Below are 14,154 nucleotides of genomic sequence, written 5' to 3'. Positions count from 1 at the left end.
CCCGCTCCGTTTCAGCTCAGCAAAGCGCTGATCAGTCGTTGTCGCCCTTCAGAGCGGCGCCGAGAATGTCGCCCAGCGAGGCACCCGAATCCGAGCTGCCATACTGTTCCACGGCTTCCTTCTCTTCGGCGATCTCGCGGGCCTTGATCGACAGGCCAAGACGGCGCGTCTTGCTGTCCACGTTGGTCACGCGCACGTCGATCTTGTCGCCCACCGAGAACCGGTCCGGACGCTGCTCGGCGCGGTCGCGCGACAGGTCGGAGCGGCGGATGAAGGATTTCATGCCTTCGTATTCCACCTCGATGCCGCCATCCTCGATCGCGGTCACGTTCACCGTAATGATCGAGCCGCGCTTCACGCCGCCCACGGCCTCGGCGAACTTGTCGCCGCCCAGCGCCTTGATCGACAGCGAGATCCGCTCTTTGTCCACATCCACTTCCGAGACGACGGCCTTGACGATGTCGCCCTTCTTGTAGCTCTGGATCGCATCCTCGCCACGCTCGTCCCAGCTCAGATCGCTGAGGTGAACCATGCCGTCGATGTCGCCGTCGAGACCGATGAACAGACCGAATTCGGTGATGTTCTTGACCTCGCCCTCGACCTCGGTGCCCTCGGGATGGGTCTCGGCAAAGACCTCCCACGGGTTGCGCATGGTCTGCTTGAGACCCAGCGACACGCGACGCTTGGCCTGGTCGATTTCCAGAACCATGACGTCAACCTCCTGCGAGGTCGAAACGATCTTGCCGGGGTGCACGTTCTTCTTGGTCCAGGACATTTCGGACACGTGGACCAGACCTTCGACACCCGGCTCCAGCTCGACGAACGCGCCGTAGTCGGTGATGTTGGTCACGCGGCCCTTGTGGACCGAACCCAGCGGGAACTTGGCGCCGACCAGATCCCACGGATCTTCCTGCAGCTGCTTCATGCCCAGGCTGATGCGATGGGTTTCCTTGTTGATCTTGATGACCTGAACCTTGACGGTCTCGCCGATCGACAGGATTTCCGACGGGTGGTTGACGCGACGCCAGGCCATGTCGGTGACGTGCAGCAGCCCGTCAACACCGCCCAGATCGACAAAGGCGCCGTATTCGGTGATGTTCTTGACCACACCGTCCACGGTTTGCCCTTCGGTCAGGTTGGCGATGACCTCGGCGCGCTGCTCGGCGCGGCTTTCTTCCAGGATGGCGCGGCGCGACACGACGATGTTGCCGCGGCGACGGTCCATTTTCAGGATCTGGAACGGCTGCTTGAGGCCCATCAGCGGGCCGGCGTCGCGCACCGGGCGCACATCGACCTGCGAGCCGGGCAGGAACGCGACAGCGCCGCCCAGATCGACGGTAAAGCCGCCCTTGACCCGGCCAAAGATCGCGCCTTCGACGCGGGCGTCGTCGGCATATGCTTTTTCCAGACGGTCCCATGCCTCTTCGCGGCGGGCCATCTCGCGGCTGATCACGGCTTCGCCGCGGGCGTTCTCTGCCGAGCGCAGATAAACTTCCACCTCATCGCCAACGGTGATGTCGGGCGCTTCGCCGGGATTTGCGAATTCTTTCAGATCGACGCGGCCTTCCATCTTGTAGCCGACATCGATGATGGCCTGGCCCGCCTCGATGGCGAGGACCTTGCCCTTGACGACAGAGCCCTCGTTGGGCGTGTCCATTTCGAAGCTTTCGTTCAGGAGGGCTTCGAATTCCTCCATGGATGTGTTCTGAGCCATTCGGGTCTCGGTTTCCTTTGCGTTCACATTTTTCCGGCCGCGCGGTTGTCTCCGCCGGTCTTGGGGTTTCGTTGGTCAGAGCGACTCGCAAAACAAAGAGGGCCGGTGCATCCCGACCCTGCTCGATCTCTTTATCTGCGGACGTTTTCGCCCTTGTCGACGGAGGTTCTATAAGCGGTTGCCGGCCGTGACGCAAGAGCAAGACGCATCCGCGCGGCTGCGCGCCACGTTATCAGCCGCCGCCGCACCGCCTGGCCGAAAACCGTTTGGCAACGCCCCCGCCCTGTGTAGAAATTCCCCCGGGAGGACTTCATATGACAATCATCAATAGCCGGTTTCCCGATGTGGAAATCAGCACGCTTTCGGTCACCGAACGCGTTTTCGCCGGCATCGACCCGGATCGCACCGTCCTGATCGACGGCCCCTCGGGGCGCGAAATGACGGGCGCGCAATTCGTCGGCGCGGTGAAATCGCTGGCCGGCGGGCTGACCGAACGGGGGATGGCGCCGGGCAAGGTGCTGGCGCTGATGGCGCCCAACATTCCCGAATACTGTGTGGTGTTCCACGGCGCGGCCTGGGCGGGCGGCACCGTGACCACCATCAACCCGACCTATACCGCGCATGAGGTGAATCATCAGCTCAACGATGCGGGTGCCGAGATTCTGGTCACAGTCGCGCCCTTTCTCGACACCGCGAAAGAGGCCGTGCGGGGCACCGGGGTGACCGAGATCGTGGTGATCGGCACGGCCGAAGGCGCGACGCCGCTCTCCGATCTGATGGGCAAACCGCTCGAGGCGCAGGCGCCGGTGGACACTGCCGGGCATGTGGTCGCCCTGCCCTATTCCTCGGGCACCACCGGCCTGCCCAAGGGGGTGATGCTGACCCATCGCAACCTTACCGTGAACATCGACCAGTCTCTGGTTCCCGCCGACGTGCGCCCGGGCGAGCTGACGGTCGCCTTCCTACCCTTCTTCCACATCTACGGGCTCGAGGTGCTGATGAACATCTACCTCGCCGCCGGCGGCGGGCTGGTGACCATGCCGCGGTTCGATCTGCAGCAGTTCCTCGATCTGACCGCCCGGCACCGCACCCCGCGGCTGTGGATCGTGCCGCCGGTGGCGCTGGCGCTGGCCAAGCATCCGCTGGTCGAGGGCTATGACCTCTCCTTCGTCGAACAGGTGAACTCGGCCGCCGCGCCGCTGGGCGCCGACGTGGCCGAGGCGATGGGCGCGCGGCTGGGCACCAACGCGACGCAAGGCTATGGCATGACCGAGCTCAGCCCGGTCAGCCATATCTCGCCCCAGGGCAAGGGCAGGCCCGGCGCCTCGGGCGTGACCATTTCCAACACCGAATGCCGCGTCGTCGACCCCGAGACCGGCCAGGATCTGCCGCTGGGCCGGGACGGCGAGCTTTGGGTGCGTGGCCCGCAGGTGATGAAGGGCTATCTGAACAACCCGCAGGCCACCGCCGAGACCATCGTCGAGGGCGGATGGCTGCGGACCGGCGACATCGGCCATTTCGACGAGGACGGCTATCTCTACGTCACCGACCGGCTCAAGGAGCTGATCAAGTACAAGGGGTTCCAGGTCGCCCCGGCCGAACTGGAGGCCGAGATCCTGACCCACCCCGAGGTCGCCGACGTGGCGGTGATCGGCGTGCCGGACGACGAGGCGGGCGAGCTGCCGATGGCCTTTGTGGTCGCGGCCCCCGGCGCCGATCCGACGCTGCAGGATCTGCAGGGCTATCTCGACGGCCGGCTCTCGCACTACAAGCAGGTGCGCCGGATGCAGCGGGTGGACGAGATACCGAAATCCGCCTCCGGCAAGATCCTGCGCCGCCTGCTGCGGGACCGGGTCGGGGCGTGAAACGACAGCTTGCCCGGGCCGCGGCCCGGGCAACGCTCGACAGCTCACCGAAAATGCATCAACGCCAACGCCCGGAACACAGGGCGGCGCCCGCCGGTGCGGGCGGTCGGGCCCTGCCCGGCGCGGCGTCGCGCCTTTGTCAGTGCCAGCGCTTGTTTGTCCGGCGAAGCCAGCTCAGCTAAACCGCTCCGGCCCGACCCACTGATCGGCGGTATAGCGGTCGCCATGGGCCCAGCCCACCGGCAGCACCGCTTCGATCCGGTCCATGTCCGCCGCCGTCAGCACCAGATCGCAGCCTGCCACCAGCTCGCGGAAATGGCTCACCGAACGGGTACCGGGAATCGGGATCACATGCGCGCCCCTGTGCAGCAGCCAGGCGATGGCGACGGCCGCCGCCGGCGCGCCCATCTCGGCCGCCAGCCTTCGGAACCGGTCGGTGATCGCCAGATTGGCGCTCAGGTTCGGTTCGACAAAGCGCGGATTTGACTTCAGGAACCCCAGTTCCGGGATCACCTCTTGGGACAGCGGGTGGTCGGTCAGCAACGACCGCCCCACCGGCGCGAACGCCACCAGCGCCGTGCCAAGTTCGGCGCAGGCCTGCACCAGACCCAGCTCCGGCGCGCGTGTGGACAACGAATACTCCGACTGCACCGCCGCGACCGGATGCACCGCCGCCGCCCGCCGCAGGCTCGAGGGGGCAATCTCGGAAAAACCGATTGACTTCGCCTTGCCCTTCTTGACCAGCGCGGCCAGGTTTTCCGCCGCCTCCTCGATCGGCATTCCGGCCTGGCGGCGGTGGATATACATCAGATCGACACAGTCGATGCCCATCCGCGCCAGCGACTTGTCCAGCTCCGCCTCCAGATGCGCCGCCGAGTTGTCATAGCACCGGTTGCCCTCGGCATCGCGGGTGATGCCGGCCTTGGTGGCGATATGAAACCGCTCCCGCGCGCCGGGCCGCGACTTGAGAAAGCTGCCGATCGCCTCCTCCGACTTGCCCACCCCATAGATGTTCGAGGTGTCGATATGGGTCACGCCCAGCTCCAGCGCCGCATCGAGGATCGCGTGGCTCTCCCCCTCGTCGGTCGGCCCGTAGAAATTCGAGAACGACATCGCCCCGATTCCGATCGCCGATATCTCCGCGCCGCCCTGACCCATGATCCGGTTTTTCATCTGTCCCGCTCCTTCAGCGCTGCTTCAATCGTTCGCCGACCACCCGCGTGGCGGTCTCGACCGCCTCGTCGATGCTCAAATGCGAGGTGTCGATGCGAATCGCATCCCCGGCGGCGCGCAGCGGCGCGGCGGCGCGTTCGCTGTCGCGCGCATCGCGGGCGATCACGTCGGCCAGCACCGCCTCCTCGGCGGTCTCGTCGCCCTTGGCCCGCAACTCCAGATACCGCCGATGCGCCCGCACCTCGGCGCTGGCGGTGACGAACAGCTTCACCTCCGCCTCCGGACAGATCACCGTGCCGATGTCGCGCCCGTCCAGCACCGCGCCCCCTGCCCGGCGGGCAAAGGCGCGCTGAAAATCCACCAGCGCCGCGCGCACCTCGGGAATCACGGCCACCTTGCTGGCCGCCTGCGCCGCCTCGGCGCCGCGCAACCGGCCCTCGTCCGCCAGGTCAGCGCGGGTCAGCGCCTGCGCCGCCTCGACCGGATCTATACCGTCCAGCATCCGCACACCGACCGCCCGATACAGCAGCCCGGTGTCCAGATGGGCAAGGCCGAACCGCGCCGCCACCGCCCGCGAGATCGTCCCCTTGCCCGAGGCCGCCGGCCCGTCGATCGCCACCGTAAACGGTTCGCTCATGTCGTCCTCCATCTCTTCCACGCGGCCCGCGCCAGCGCGACGCAGACCGCCAGCATGACCAGCGATGTCAGTCCCGCCTTGAGCTGGGTTGCCCGGCTCGCCGCACCGATCAGCTCATCGGCGACCGCGCCGCCCGCCACCAGCATGGCCGCCACGCGGGCATTCTCGAGGTAGTCGGCGGCCATCCCGCCCAGCGCCGCAAGGCTCAGGCCCAGTTGCAGCCAGAACCGCCGGATCAGCATCCGAACCGCCCCGATCAGAACGATGGCCAGCAACACCGGATAGGCCAGATCGAGCCAGCGCTGCGGCCCCAGATACAGCGCGCGGCCCTCATCGCCCAAAGCGGCAAGAAAGGCGCGCGCCTCGGCAACGGTATAGCCCATGGGGCGCATGTCGAACGGCGTCAGCCCGCCCGCATCGCGCGCAATCGCCGGCAACGTCCCGCCGACCATCGCGGCATAGAGCGCCAGCGCGGCCATAAAGACCGCCCAGTATGCGATCCGCGCGCGGCTCACGCCCCGGTCCGCTCGATCTTTGCCCCCAGCGCCGCCATCAGCGGCTCGAACACCGGGAACGACGTGGCGATTGGGCTTCCGTCATCGACCGAAACCGGACTCTGCGCCGCCAGCCCCAGCACCAGAAAGGACATGGCGATACGGTGATCGAGATGGCTGGCGCAGCGCGCCCCGCCCGGCACATTGCCGGCGCCGAGGCCGGTGACCTCCCACCAGTCCTCGCCCTCCTCGACGCTGACGCCACAGGCGCGCAGGCCCACCGCCATGGCGTCGATGCGGTCGGATTCCTTGACCCGCAGCTCGCGCACCCCGGTCATCAGCGTCTTGCCATTGGCGCAGGCCGCCACCACCGCGAGGACGGGGTATTCGTCGATCATGCTGGCGGCGCGCTCGGGCGGCACCGCGATGCCCTTCATGTCGGGCGAGTAGCGGGCGCGCAGGTCCGCCACCGGCTCGCCGCCCTCCTCGCGCTCGTTCTCATAGGTCAGATCGGCGCCCATCTCGCGCAGGGTGGTAAAGAGACCGGCGCGCGTCGGGTTCAGCCCGATCCCCGGCACCAGCACGTCCGAGCCCGGCACGATCAGCGCGGCGCAGACCGGAAAGGCGGCGCTGGAGGGATCGCGCGGCACCGCGATCGTCTGCGGCTCCAGCTCCGGCTGGCCGGTCAGCGTGATCACCCGGCCCTCCTCACTCTGCTCGGTGGTGACCTCGGCGCCGAAACCGGCCAGCATCCGCTCGGTATGATCGCGGGTGGCCTCCTTCTCGATCACCACCGTCTGGCCGGGCGCATTGAGCCCCGCCAGCAGCACGGCGGATTTCACCTGCGCCGAGGGCACCGGCACGGTATAGCGCACCGGCACCGGATCGGCCGCGCCGACCATCGTCATCGGCAGCCGCCCGCCCGCGCGCCCCACCGCCTGCGCCCCGAACAGCGCCAGCGGATCGGTCACCCGCGCCATCGGCCGCTTGGTCAGGCTGGCGTCGCCGGTAAAGGTGGCGGTGATCGGCGAGGTTGCCATCGCCCCCATGATCAGCCGTACCCCGGTGCCCGAATTGCCGCAGTCGATCACCTGGTCCGGCTCGGCAAACCCGCCGACACCGACCCCGTGCACATGCCAGGTGCCGTCATCGTCCCGCGTCACCCCGGCGCCGAAGGCGCGCATCGCCTTGGCGGTGTCCAGAACGTCCTCACCCTCCAGCAGCCCGGTGATCCTGGTCTCTCCCACGGCCATCGCGCCCAGGATCAGCGCCCGGTGCGAGATCGACTTGTCGCCCGGCACCTCGGCCACACCGCTCAGCGGACCGGCGGCCTTGGCGCTCATCGGGATCGGGGTGCCATGTGCGGACATCTGCGCGGGTTCCTTCCTTGTGGCCCTTGTCTCGAAGCTTGGGTAGCGCATGACGGCGCAGCCGTCCATGACGTGTTTCGCCCCGTCGCCCGGCCATCGGGGCGCGCGGGACCAAACTGTACAATTCACCTCCAAAACGCCCCGATCTGGCGCGGATCGGCGCGGCCCGCCGCGTCAGATCCTGCGGAAGGTCAGGTAATGCGGCACCCGCCCCTCGCGCAGGGCCTTCTGCTCGTACCGGGTGGAAATCCAGTCGTCCCACGGCTCGCGCCAATCGGCGGGCCGCTCGGCCAGCCACTCGAACCCGGCCTTCGGCACCTCTTCCAGCGTCTGGCGCACGTAATCGGGAATGTCGGTCGCCACGCGAAAGATCGCCCCCGGCCGCAGCACCCGCGCCAGCGGCTCCAGATGCTCCTGCGTGACGAAGCGCCGGCGGTGGTGGCGTTTCTTGGGCCAGGGATCGGGATAGAGCAGAAAGGCCCGCGAAATCGAGTTCTCGGGCAAAACGTCCATCAGGTCGCGCGCGTCGCCGGGATGCACGGCAAGGTTGCTGACCCCGGCCCGGCGGATCTTGCCCAACAGCATGGCCACCCCGTTTATGTACGGTTCGGCCCCGATAATCCCCACGTCAGGGTTCGAGGCGGCCTGATGCACCAGATGCTCGCCGCCGCCGAAACCGATCTCCAGCCACACGGGCCCGCCCCCGAACCGCGCGTTCAGGTCCAGCGGGGTCCGCTCGGGGTTCTCGTCCCATTCCACCGGACCCGGCGAAAGCGCGGCCAGATCCTCGTCAAGATAGGCCTTTTGGCTTTTCTTCAGGGTCTTGCCGTGGATACGGCCGTAGAAATTGCGATAGGGGCGGTCTGGATGCTGCGTCATGGCGCGCGGTTTAGCGATTGGGTGGCGGTGGGGCAAGCGGTTGCACCGTCCGGCCTGTCGCAATCGCCCTTCTTTTTCCGGCCGGAAATACCCCGCCGAAGGCCCGCGCAGCGCGCGCGTTCCGGTCCCCGCGCCGGCCGCGCCAAAACCTCCGTTTTCGGCCCGCCCCGAAAAAACCCCCGCCCGGTTTCCCGGACGGGGGCGAAAACGCGCGCCGGCTGACCAGGTCAGACCGCCTTTTTCAGCGCCTCGGCCAGGTCGGTCCTTTCCCAGCTGAACCCACCATCGGCATCCGGTTCGCGGCCGAAATGGCCATAGGCCGCGGTCCGCTGATAGATCGGCTTGTTCAATTGCAGATGCTCGCGGATGCCGCGCGGGGTCAGGTCCATCGCCTGGCCTACCACCTTCTCGATCACCTCGTCGGGCACCACTCCGGTGCCATGGGTGTCGATATAGATCGACAGCGGTTTGCTGACGCCGATCGCATAGGAGAGCTGCAGTGTGCATTTCTTTGCCAGCCCCGCCGCGACCACGTTCTTGGCCAAGTAGCGCGCCGCATAGGCGGCCGAACGGTCCACCTTGGTCGGATCCTTGCCCGAGAAGGCGCCGCCGCCATGCGGCGCCGCGCCGCCATAGGTGTCGACGATGATCTTGCGCCCGGTCAGGCCGGCGTCGCCGTCCGGGCCGCCGATCACGAAGGTGCCGGTCGGGTTGACCCACCATTCGGTCTCCGGCGTGATCCAGCCCTCGGGCAGCACCTCGCGGATGTAGGGCTCGACGATCCCGCGGATATCGTCGCTGGTCTGATCCTCGCTCTCGTGCTGGGTCGACAGCACGATCGAGTTCACTCGGACCGGCTTGCCGTCCTCGTAGACCACCGAGAGCTGGCTCTTGGCATCGGGGCGCAGGCTGGGCTCGGCGCCGGATTTGCGCACCTCGGCAAGGCGGCGCAGGATGGCGTGCGAATACTGGATCGGCGCCGGCATCAGCGCCTCGGTCTCGTCGGTGGCATAGCCGAACATGATGCCCTGATCGCCGGCACCCTCGTCCTTGTTGTCGGCGGCGTTGACGCCCTGGGCGATATGCGCGGACTGCTCGTGCAGGAAGTTCAGCACATGGCAGGTGTTCCAGTGGAACTTCTCCTGCTCGTAGCCGATATCCCTGATGCAGTCGCGGGCGATCTGGCCGATCCGGCCCATGTAGTTCTTGAGCCGTTCCTGGTCGGACAGGCCGACCTCACCGCCGATGACAACCATGCCCGTGGTCGCAAAGGTCTCGCAGGCGACGCGCGCCTCGGGCTCCTCGGCGAGGAAGGCGTCGAGAACGGCGTCGGAAATCCGGTCACAGACCTTGTCGGGGTGGCCCTCCGAAACGGACTCGGAGGTGAAAATGTAGTTCTTGCGGGACATGAAGTGCTCCATTGGTGTTTTACCTGCCACGTCAGGAAGCCGTTGTGACAGCGTTAAGGCCCGGATCCGCACCCTCTGCGCGCGCCGGTCATTCGCTATGTAGGCGATCCGCGACGCCATTGCACCACCAGAAGCGCACTCCCGACAATAAGTAGCAGGAGGAACACAGGCCAGTCGCCGGTTCGCGCATAAACCGTAGGCGGCAGCGGCGCCGGCAGCTCCGCATCGGCATAGCCCGCCTCGCCCAGCGGGATCGAACGGATCAGTTCGCCATGCGGGCCGACAACGGCAGAGATCCCGGTATTGGCCGCCCGCACCATCGGCAGCCCCTGCTCGATCGCGCGCATCCGGGCCTGTGCCAGGTGCTGATAGGGGCCCGCGCGGGTGCCGAACCAGGCGTCGTTGGTGAGCTGCAGCAGAAACCTCGGCCGCTCCGGCGTGCCGGTCACGTCCTGCGGAAACACCGCCTCGTAGCAGATCAGCGGCAAGGCGGCGCCCAGCCGCCCCAGGTCCAGCAGGCGCGGCCCCGGCCCTGCGCTGTATCCCTGCCCCTCACGCGCGGCGAACCCATAGACCCCGGCCTCGGCGGCCAGATCGCCCAGCGGCACATATTCACCAAAGGGCACCAGGTGATGCTTGTCATAGAGCCCGGCCACCTCACCCGCGCCGTCCAGCCTGATCAGCGAGTTGTAGACGCGCCGGCCCTCGAAGCGCTGGATGCCCAGCACCACATCGGCGCCCCGGGCGGCCTCGGCGATTCGGGCCAGCGTCGGGGCGGCCTCCTCCAGCAGAACCGGCACCGCGCTTTCGGGCCAGACGATCAGGTCGGGGCGCGGATCGGCCTCGGTAAAGGCGATCTGCCGCTGAAAGAAAACCGGGATATAGGCCGGGTCCCATTTCTGGTGCTGCGGCGCATTTGGCTGGATCACCCGGACGATCGCGCCGGTGCCCGCGACAGGCGGCTGTCGCCCGGTCGCCAGCGCGGCGACGGCCATCGCCACGGCCGGCAACAGGCAGAGCGCCCAGCCCCGCACCGACACCCGCCGGGCCAGCGCCCAGCCGGGCAGCACCGCAACGATCAACGTCGTCAGCGCCAGCCCCTGCGGTCCGATCCAGGCCAGCAGTCGATCGGCGGGCGTGCCGACCCAGACCTGCGCCACAGCGGCCCAGGGAAACCCGGTGAGCAGAAAAGCGCGGGCGAACTCGGCCAGAGACAGCGCCACGACCAGCGCCGCGATCCGGCCCGCGGAGGTGCCGGCGGCGCGGCGGGCGACCCAGAAGGCGCCGCCCCAGAACAGCGCCAGACCACCGGCCAGAAACAGCAGCGCAAAGGGCGCCATCCAGGCATAGCGGTCAGGATCGACCAGAAACGGCTCGACGATCCACGACAGCGCATGGGCGAACCAGCCCGCGCCAAAGGCCCAGCCCGTCAGCGCCGCCGCCCGCGGGGTATCGCAGGAAAGCAGCAGCGCCGGCATCAGCGCCACCGCGATCAGCGTGACCGGCCAGAGGCCGAACGGCGCCAGCCCCAGCGCGCCGGCCGCCCCGGCCACGGCCGCGAGCAGCAGCCGACGGCGCAGCGACCAATCGCACAGAAGGGTCATCCCGCCGCTTTCATTCCGCCGCGTCCGGAACCCGCACGCGCAGCCGCTTGATCCGGCGGGGGTCCGCGTCGATCACCTCGAACTCCGCGCCGTCGGGATGGACCACGACCTCGCCCCGGGTCGGCACCCGCCCCGACAGCATGAAGACCAGACCGCCGAGGGTGTCGATCTCTTCCTCGTCGACATCCTCGTGGCTGGTCAACGAGCGGCCGACCGCGGCCTCGAATTCATCCAGCGGGGCGCGGGCCTGAGCGATATAGACGCCGGGCTTTTCCTTGACCCAGAGCTGATCCTCGTCCGTGTCGTGCTCGTCCTCGATCTCGCCCACCACCTGTTCGATCAGATCCTCGATGGTCAGCAGGCCGTCGACGCCGCCGTATTCGTCAATCACCAGCGCCATATGCCGCCGCTCGGTCTGCATCTTGGTCAGCAGCACGCCGATCGGCATCGACGGCGGCACAAACAGCAGCGGCCGCAGCATCGCGGTGACATCGAACGCGGTCTCCTGATCGCAGCTGAAGCCATATGTCAGCGCCAGATCCTTGAGGTGGACGAAGCCCAGCGGCGTGTCCAGCGTGCCGTCATAGACCGGGATCCGGGTCATCCCGCTTTCGCGGAAGATGGCCACAAGCTCGTCCAGCGTGATCGTGCCGGGCACCGCCACGATCTCGGCTGTGGGAATCGCTACGTCCTCGACCCGCATGCGGCGCAGGTTGATCATGCCGCGCGGTTGCTCAACCATGACCGCCTGGCCATTGGTCTGTGCCGGCGCTGTCTCGTCGCCCGGCGCGAATGCTTCAAGGATGCGGCCCAGAAATCCGGTCTTTTCACCGGCCTCGGGGCTATCGGTTTCGGGGTGCGCGCGTTGCGCTGCGTTAGAACAATCGTCTGTGTCGTCGCCCATGGGTCCTGTCCGAAAAAGGCCGTTACGGCCCGTCTTGCCCCCTATATGGGTCATCAAGACCCAATCTGCCAAGTATCTCCACCTCCAGTGCCTCCATCAAAGTGGCATCCGGGTCACGGATGTGGTCGTAGCCGAGCAGATGCAACAGCCCGTGCACGATGAGGTGGCAGGCATGGTCGGCCAGCGATTTGCCCTGCGCCTCGGCCTCGCGGGCGCAGGTGCCATAGGCAATGGCGATGTCGCCCAGCGCGATCTCTCCGGTGAAATCCGGCTCCGGCAGGTCCGGCGATGCGCCCGGGGTCTCGGCGGCCAGATCCTCGGCCGGCCAGCTCAGCACGTTCGTCGGGCCGGGCTTGTCGCGGAATTCGGCGTTGAGATCGGCGATACGGTCATCGTCGCATGCCAGCAGCGCGATTTCGCAGACCTCCGGGTCGAGGCCGAGATGCGTCAGGGTCGCCCAGGCGGCGCGGTTGGCCAGGCTGTCCAGATCCAGCGCCCGCCAGGCGGGATCTTCCAGGGTGAGATCGATGGTCATGCCGCGGCCTTTACGCCAGTCGGCGCGACGGGACCAGCCCCGTCCTGGCCTGCTGCCCCGGGCGCGGCCCGTTCGCGCCGGAGGAGCGCCGGTAAGAGGAATTGGCGGGCGCCGGACAGGGCCTCAGACGTCCGCCTCATAGGCCTCGATGATGGCCGCGACCAGCGGATGGCGCACGACGTCCTTGGAGGTGAAATAGTTGAAGCTGATGCCGCCCACTGTTTTCAGCAGCCGTTCGGCGTCGGCCAGCCCCGACGGCATGCCGCGCGGCAGGTCCACCTGGCTGCGGTCGCCGGTGATGACCATGCGGCTGCCCTCGCCCAGGCGGGTCAGGAACATTTTCATCTGCATGGTGGTGGCGTTCTGCGCCTCATCCAGCACCACAAAGGCGTTGGCGAGCGTGCGCCCGCGCATGAAGGCCAGCGGCGCGATCTCGATCCGCTTTTCCTCGATCAGCTTGGCAAGCTGCTTGCCCGGTAGGAAATCATTCAGCGCGTCGTAGAGCGGCTGCATGTAGGGATCGACCTTTTCCTTCATGTCGCCGGGCAGATAGCCAAGCTTTTCGCCCGCCTCGACGGCCGGGCGCGACAGGATGATCCGGTCGACATGGCCGCCGATGAACATCGACACCCCGACCGCCACGGCGAGATAGGTCTTGCCGGTGCCCGCCGGCCCGATGCCAAACGCCAGTTCGTTGTTGAACAGGCTTTGAACATAGGCTTTCTGCGCGTCGGTGCGCGGTTCAACCAGCTTCTTGCGGGTCTTGATCTCGATCGGGCCGCCCTTGAACATCTCGAGCTGGTCGCCGTCCCGGGCGCTGTCTTCGGCGTTGCCCATCCGCAATTCGCGGTCGACGTCGCCGGCCTCGACCGCGCGGCCGCCCTCCAGCCGGTGATACAGCGCGTTGAGCACCTCGACCGCCTGTGCCTGCGACGCCGCCTCGCCCATGATGGCAAGCTGGTTGCCGCGGCGCAGGATCTGAACCGAGAGCTTGCGCTCGATCTCGGCCAGGTTGCGGTCATATTCGCCGCACAGGTCGATCAGCAGACGATTGTCAGGAAATTCGATCAGCACCTCGCGCGGTGCGCTTTCGGCTTGCGGTGGGGTCAGGGCGCCAATGGCCAATCCGCTCTCCTTGTTTCAAACGGTAAGACAAGCCTGCCAAGATCGGCCACAGCGCGCAAGCGGCAGCGCGCGTTTTTCACGGATTTGAAACAAAAAACGGCCGCCCCTGGATGGGACGGCCGTAGGAATGATCGCGGTCGGATCAGATGGCATCGACGACCGCGCTGCCCTTCTTGAACGGTCCGGTGGCCACGCCCGGAGGCGCCGCACCCGAGCAGACCGGCTTGCCGTTGCGGTCCAGCCTCTGGGACAGATATCCCTCGACGCCGTCGTCGATGATCCAGTGATCGCATCCGGTCGGGTCAACCCAGATCCCGGCCTTGAGCTGGCTCAAATCCTTGGTATCGAAGATGTTGCGGTCGCGGGTCTTGTCGGTCGCCTCGCAGGCGGCGAGCGTGCCGACAGCGGCGAGCAGTGCGATGGCCTTGACGATCTTCATGGTCTC

13 protein-coding genes and 1 riboswitch are annotated in these 14,154 nt (G+C 67.2%); of the genes, 1 reads left to right on the top strand and 12 read right to left on the bottom strand.

What is annotated here, in order from left to right; genetic code table 11:
- Positions 1–31 precede the first annotated feature (31 nt).
- A complete protein-coding gene (rpsA, locus tag E1832_RS06200; protein ID WP_280960201.1) occupies positions 32–1,741 on the bottom strand; it encodes a 30S ribosomal protein S1 in 1,710 nt (569 codons plus the stop codon).
- A 287-nt stretch (positions 1,742–2,028) separates the two neighbouring features.
- On the opposite strand from rpsA, the gene E1832_RS06195 reads away from it, so the two are divergent.
- A complete protein-coding gene (locus E1832_RS06195; RefSeq protein WP_133358866.1) occupies positions 2,029–3,579 on the top strand; it encodes an AMP-binding protein in 1,551 nt (516 codons plus the stop codon).
- 174 nt (positions 3,580–3,753) lie between these two features.
- On the opposite strand, the gene E1832_RS06190 is transcribed toward E1832_RS06195, so the two are convergent.
- The 11 genes from E1832_RS06190 to E1832_RS06140 form a co-directional block, all read right to left on the bottom strand.
- On the bottom strand, positions 3,754–4,752 hold the full coding sequence (locus tag E1832_RS06190) for an aldo/keto reductase (protein WP_133358865.1): 999 nt from the start codon (positions 4,750–4,752) through the stop codon (positions 3,754–3,756).
- A gap of 13 nt (positions 4,753–4,765) precedes the next feature.
- A complete protein-coding gene (locus tag E1832_RS06185; protein ID WP_133358864.1) occupies positions 4,766–5,389 on the bottom strand; it encodes a (d)CMP kinase in 624 nt (207 codons plus the stop codon).
- Positions 5,386–5,904 carry a hypothetical protein gene (locus tag E1832_RS06180; RefSeq protein ID WP_133358863.1) on the bottom strand — a complete coding sequence of 173 codons (519 nt, stop codon included), beginning with the start codon at positions 5,902–5,904 and terminating at the stop codon, positions 5,386–5,388. The genes E1832_RS06185 and E1832_RS06180 overlap by 4 nt, the downstream gene beginning before the upstream one ends.
- Positions 5,901–7,253: a 3-phosphoshikimate 1-carboxyvinyltransferase gene (gene aroA / locus E1832_RS06175; RefSeq protein WP_133358862.1), complete on the bottom strand. Its 1,353-nt coding sequence runs from the start codon at positions 7,251–7,253 to the stop codon at positions 5,901–5,903. The genes E1832_RS06180 and aroA overlap by 4 nt, the downstream gene beginning before the upstream one ends.
- 174 nt (positions 7,254–7,427) lie before the next feature.
- Positions 7,428–8,132, bottom strand: coding sequence for a tRNA (guanosine(46)-N7)-methyltransferase TrmB (gene trmB, locus E1832_RS06170; protein WP_133358861.1), 705 nt, complete (start codon positions 8,130–8,132; stop codon positions 7,428–7,430).
- Between the two features lie 227 nt (positions 8,133–8,359).
- Positions 8,360–9,541 carry a methionine adenosyltransferase gene (gene metK, locus E1832_RS06165; protein WP_133358860.1) on the bottom strand — a complete coding sequence of 394 codons (1,182 nt, stop codon included), beginning with the start codon at positions 9,539–9,541 and terminating at the stop codon, positions 8,360–8,362.
- A 4-nt stretch (positions 9,542–9,545) separates the two neighbouring features.
- A riboswitch (SAM-SAH riboswitch) is annotated at positions 9,546–9,595 on the bottom strand.
- A 41-nt stretch (positions 9,596–9,636) separates the two neighbouring features.
- Entirely contained in the window at positions 9,637–11,145 is a 1,509-nt protein-coding gene (lnt, locus tag E1832_RS06160; protein ID WP_133358859.1) for an apolipoprotein N-acyltransferase, read from the bottom strand.
- A 10-nt stretch (positions 11,146–11,155) separates the two neighbouring features.
- Positions 11,156–12,049 (bottom strand): hemolysin family protein, encoded by an 894-nt coding sequence (locus E1832_RS06155; RefSeq protein ID WP_133358858.1) that lies wholly within the window; start codon positions 12,047–12,049, stop codon positions 11,156–11,158.
- Positions 12,050–12,071: 22 nt separating this feature from the next.
- On the bottom strand, positions 12,072–12,584 hold the full coding sequence (gene ybeY, locus E1832_RS06150; RefSeq protein WP_133358857.1) for an rRNA maturation RNase YbeY: 513 nt from the start codon (positions 12,582–12,584) through the stop codon (positions 12,072–12,074).
- A 123-nt stretch (positions 12,585–12,707) separates the two neighbouring features.
- Positions 12,708–13,709, bottom strand: coding sequence for a PhoH family protein (locus E1832_RS06145; RefSeq protein ID WP_133358856.1), 1,002 nt, complete (start codon positions 13,707–13,709; stop codon positions 12,708–12,710).
- A 142-nt stretch (positions 13,710–13,851) separates the two neighbouring features.
- Positions 13,852–14,148: a hypothetical protein gene (locus E1832_RS06140; protein WP_133358855.1), complete on the bottom strand. Its 297-nt coding sequence runs from the start codon at positions 14,146–14,148 to the stop codon at positions 13,852–13,854.
- Positions 14,149–14,154: the final 6 nt, after the last annotated feature.

The organism is Antarcticimicrobium luteum (assembly GCF_004358185.1).
Taxonomy (GTDB): Bacteria; Pseudomonadota; Alphaproteobacteria; order Rhodobacterales; family Rhodobacteraceae; genus Antarcticimicrobium; species Antarcticimicrobium luteum.
This window is presented reverse-complemented; position numbering and strand designations above follow the sequence as displayed.